This window comes from uncultured Methanobrevibacter sp., assembly GCF_937906425.1.
In the GTDB taxonomy this organism is placed as follows: Archaea; Methanobacteriota; Methanobacteria; order Methanobacteriales; family Methanobacteriaceae; genus Methanobrevibacter.
Window position 1 is genome coordinate 1 of the sequence record NZ_CALCYR010000185.1, and the last position, 3,689, is coordinate 3,689.

The 3,689-nt window shown below is 29.4% G+C and carries 2 protein-coding genes; one reads left to right on the forward strand and one right to left on the reverse strand.

The features are described 5' to 3' along the window. Positions 1-327: 327 nt before the first annotated feature. Positions 328-1,305 carry an IS5 family transposase gene (locus Q0138_RS05325; RefSeq protein WP_297981803.1) on the reverse strand — a complete coding sequence of 326 codons (978 nt, stop codon included), beginning with the start codon at positions 1,303-1,305 and terminating at the stop codon, positions 328-330. A 535-nt stretch (positions 1,306-1,840) separates the two neighbouring features. Between Q0138_RS05325 and lysS the strand changes: the two genes are divergently transcribed. After that, positions 1,841-3,424 carry a lysine--tRNA ligase gene (gene lysS, locus Q0138_RS05330; RefSeq protein WP_297981804.1) on the forward strand — a complete coding sequence of 528 codons (1,584 nt, stop codon included), beginning with the start codon at positions 1,841-1,843 and terminating at the stop codon, positions 3,422-3,424. Positions 3,425-3,689: the final 265 nt, after the last annotated feature.

Here is a 3,689-nt window from a genome sequence, read left to right on the forward strand (position 1 = left end):
TTTTATTTTATTTTATTTTATTTTATTTTATTTTATTTTATTTTATTTTATTTTAATTTAATTCTATTCTGTGCTGTTTTAAAATGTTTATTTAAATTTTAAATATTTATTTTGTTTTTGTTTTTGTTTTAAGTCTTTTTTGTTTTTAATTATTCTATTTTTGTTTTTAATTATTCTATTTTTGTTTTAAATATAAGAGCATATGATGAAAAATAAATTGCCTAATAATAGTTGTCCTCAATTTTCCCTCAATTTTCATTAATAAAATATTTCCAATCAATATGTTTTTTAAAGAGCCATTTTTATTAAATTGGCTTTGTTGAAATCCTATGTTTGATTTAATTGGATTGATCTGTGTATGTTATAAATTAAACATTTAAATTTTGTTTCTTTGTTTAAGAGTTTAGTGCTTCTGCTTGAGTTTATTCCGCTGAAGTGTCTTTTTATTACGCTAAAGACACTTTCAACATTGTTTCGTCGGTTATAGATTGGTTTTCTGAAAACATATCTGCTTCGTTTTCTGAAATAACCTGTTTTGACATTAGTTTTGTTTGGAATTATGTCAAAAGCATTAATTTCTTCATTAATAATTGTTCTGATGTTTTCTGTATCATATGCTTTATCACAGACAATATAATGTGATTTGAATCGTTTCATTTTCCGTAGGCTTGCATCGGCAAATTTTGTGTCGTGCCTTGGTCCTCTTTGTGTCTGAAAATGGAGAATTAAACGACTGTCTACATCAATTGCAATATGGCATTTAATGTAGCTTTTTCGTTCTTTCTTACGAATTATTGCATAATATTTGTCTGCATGGTCGCTGGTGAATCCAGAACCATCAAGAGCAATTATTTCACATTTATTCACGAAAATATTCACTATATAATCGTTAAAATGATGCAAAATTTTTGTTGGAACGTTTTTAAAGAATTTTTGCAAAGTGCTGTAATGAGGCACTTTGGAAATCTTTAAAATCCTACGAATTTCGCTTGATAAATCCAATAAATCGCAAATCTTACGATAAGTAAGATTTAAATAATTTTTTAATGCTAAAATTGTAAATTTAGCAGCATTTGTAAAAGTATGCTTTGAAAATTTACTATTATAATCTTTTAGCATGATTTGAGCATATTCATATGCGTAAATCGCAAAAAGCTCAATATTATTCTTGTTAAATTCGCTTTTAGCGTCTTTCATCAATCTTTTGATACATTTTTCGGCCGGATTTTCAGATCCAAATTCCGAAAGATTTAATTGTAAGGAATTACAAAAGTAAGCACGGGGAATGAATGTTTTCGCTTTCATAATAATATTTATTCCCCTTTTTAGTTAATATATTTTACTATTGCTTATTTTTCTAATTTAAATCTTTAAAAATTATATAACGAAGTACAAATAATTTTTTGTGTCCCATAATTAAATTAACAAAATTTAAAGACTATTTTACATAAAAATTTTGTATCAAAAAATAGGATTTCAACAAACCCATTAAATTAATTACTTTTTTATAATAGAATATTAAAAATATATAATATAATAAAAGTTTTAGATTAAATTTTTATCATTATGAAATAACTGATTTTTAAATAAGCCAATACTGTTTATTTAAATTCTTATTTTAAAAATTCATATTTATTTTTTTGAATTTATTAATAGATTTATTTCGAAGCTTTTTCAAAAATTGTTTTTATTTCAATTTTGAAGTTTTTTTGAGATTTGTCTATTCAAATGAAACTTTTTCAATTATTAAAATTTTATTGAATTCCCTACTTTCATCTACTAAATAAAAATTTGATTTAATTTAATTGAAAGTAGATATTATAATTATTATGGTGAAATGATGAAACATTGGATTGAAAGAATCGCTGATGATTTAAATGAAAGGGATGTAGAAAAACATGTCATTGCAAGTGGTACATCTATATCAGGTTCTATACATATAGGAAATTCTTGTGATGTATTTATAGCAAATGCAATTGGTAAGGCTTTACGTGATTTGGGCAATGATGCAGAGACTATTTGGATTGCAGACGATCATGACCCTCTTAGAAAAGTGCCTTTCCCACTTCCTGAGTCCTATGACAAGTATCTTGGTATGCCTTATTCCATGATTCCATGTCCTGAAGGATGCTGTAGCAATTTTGTTGAACACTTTGAAAAACCATTGTTCAAGGTTCTTGATGATTATGGAATTGAAATAATTCCTAAATCAGGTTTTGAAATGTATAAGAAGGGGGATTATCTTGAATCCATCAGAACCTCATTGGAAAAGCACAATGAAATCAGAGCTATCTTTGACCAATACAGAAGAGAGCCTTTGGCTGAGGACTGGTTGCCATACAATCCTATCTGTGATGAATGTGGAAGGGTAAACACCACTGAGGCATATGACTTTGATGGGGATATTGTAAAATACAGATGTGAATGCGGCCATGATGGTGAGATGGACATTAAATCCGGTAACGGTAAGCTTACCTGGAGGGTTGAATGGGCTGCAAGATGGAAGATTTTCGGCACTACCTGTGAACCATTTGGAAAGGACCATGCTGCAAGTGGGGGATCCTATGATGTAAGCAGTGTTATTTCCGAGGAAATATTTGATTATCCTGCACCATATCCAGTTCCATATGAATGGATTACCCTTGACGGTGAGGCAATGAGTAAATCCCACGGTGTATTCTTTACTCCAGAACAATGGTTGGAAATTGGACCGGCTGAAAGTCTTAACTATTATTTATTCAGAAGTAAACCAATGAAATCTAAGGATTTCTCACCTAAAATGCCTTGGTTAGACTTTATGGACACTTTCGATAAGGTTGAAAAGGTATTTTATGATGAGGAAGAGGCTCCTTCCGAGAAGGAAGGCAGGAAATTTAAGAGCATTTATAAGATGGCTCAAATTGATGCAGATGCTCCATTGCCATTTAGGCCTCCGTTCAGATTCTTGGTAAATGCTTATCAAATTGCAGGAGACGATTTGGAAAAGATCTATGGAATCTTAAAGAAGAACTCTCAATTATCCAAAAGCTTTGTTGATAAGGAGTTCACTGACTTGACTGAATTGGAATTAAAACAATATAGGGAAAGAGTGGACAATGTAATTGTTTGGCTGGACAAGTATGCTCCTAAGTTTGTCAAGTTCCAAGTTCAGGAAAAATCCATTCCTAAATTGCCTCTTCAAGATGATCAACTTGCATTCCTTAAGGATCTTGCAGACTTGATTGAGGAAAATGAATTCTCCTCTGCTGAAGAATTGCATGATGGAATGTATATGGTTTTAGAAAGTCATGGATTAAAACCACAAAAGGCTTTCCAAGCTATTTATAAAATGATTCTTGGTCAAAAACAAGGTCCTAGAGCAGCTTCATTCTTGCTTTCATTGGATAAGGACTTTGTTGTTAAAAGGTTGAGGCAGGAACTTTAGCCCAGCTTTTCCGGGCCTTCGGCCCGCAAAACCTGGACCAAAATCTTGTCTAAATTTTGTTTGAGTTGGAATTTTTTTAAAATTCTTTTTAATTAATTTTTAATTTTTAATTTCTTTTTTGTTTTTTTCTCTTTTTCTGGTTTTATTTTAATTTTTTATTGTTTTTTGTTTATTTTATTATTTTTCTTATTTGTTTTATAGTTATAAAACTAATATTTTTTTTCTTAATTATGAATAAAAATTAATTTTTAAATTGTTTAAAATA

What these genes read in the sequence shown, in the direction of transcription:
- lysS (WP_297981804.1), top strand. Translation starts at nt 1,841, where the DNA reads ATGAAACATTGGATTGAAAGAATCGCTGATGATTTAAATGAAAGGGAT.
- Q0138_RS05325 (WP_297981803.1), bottom strand. Translation starts at nt 1,305, where the DNA reads ATGAAAGCGAAAACATTCATTCCCCGTGCTTACTTTTGTAATTCCTTA.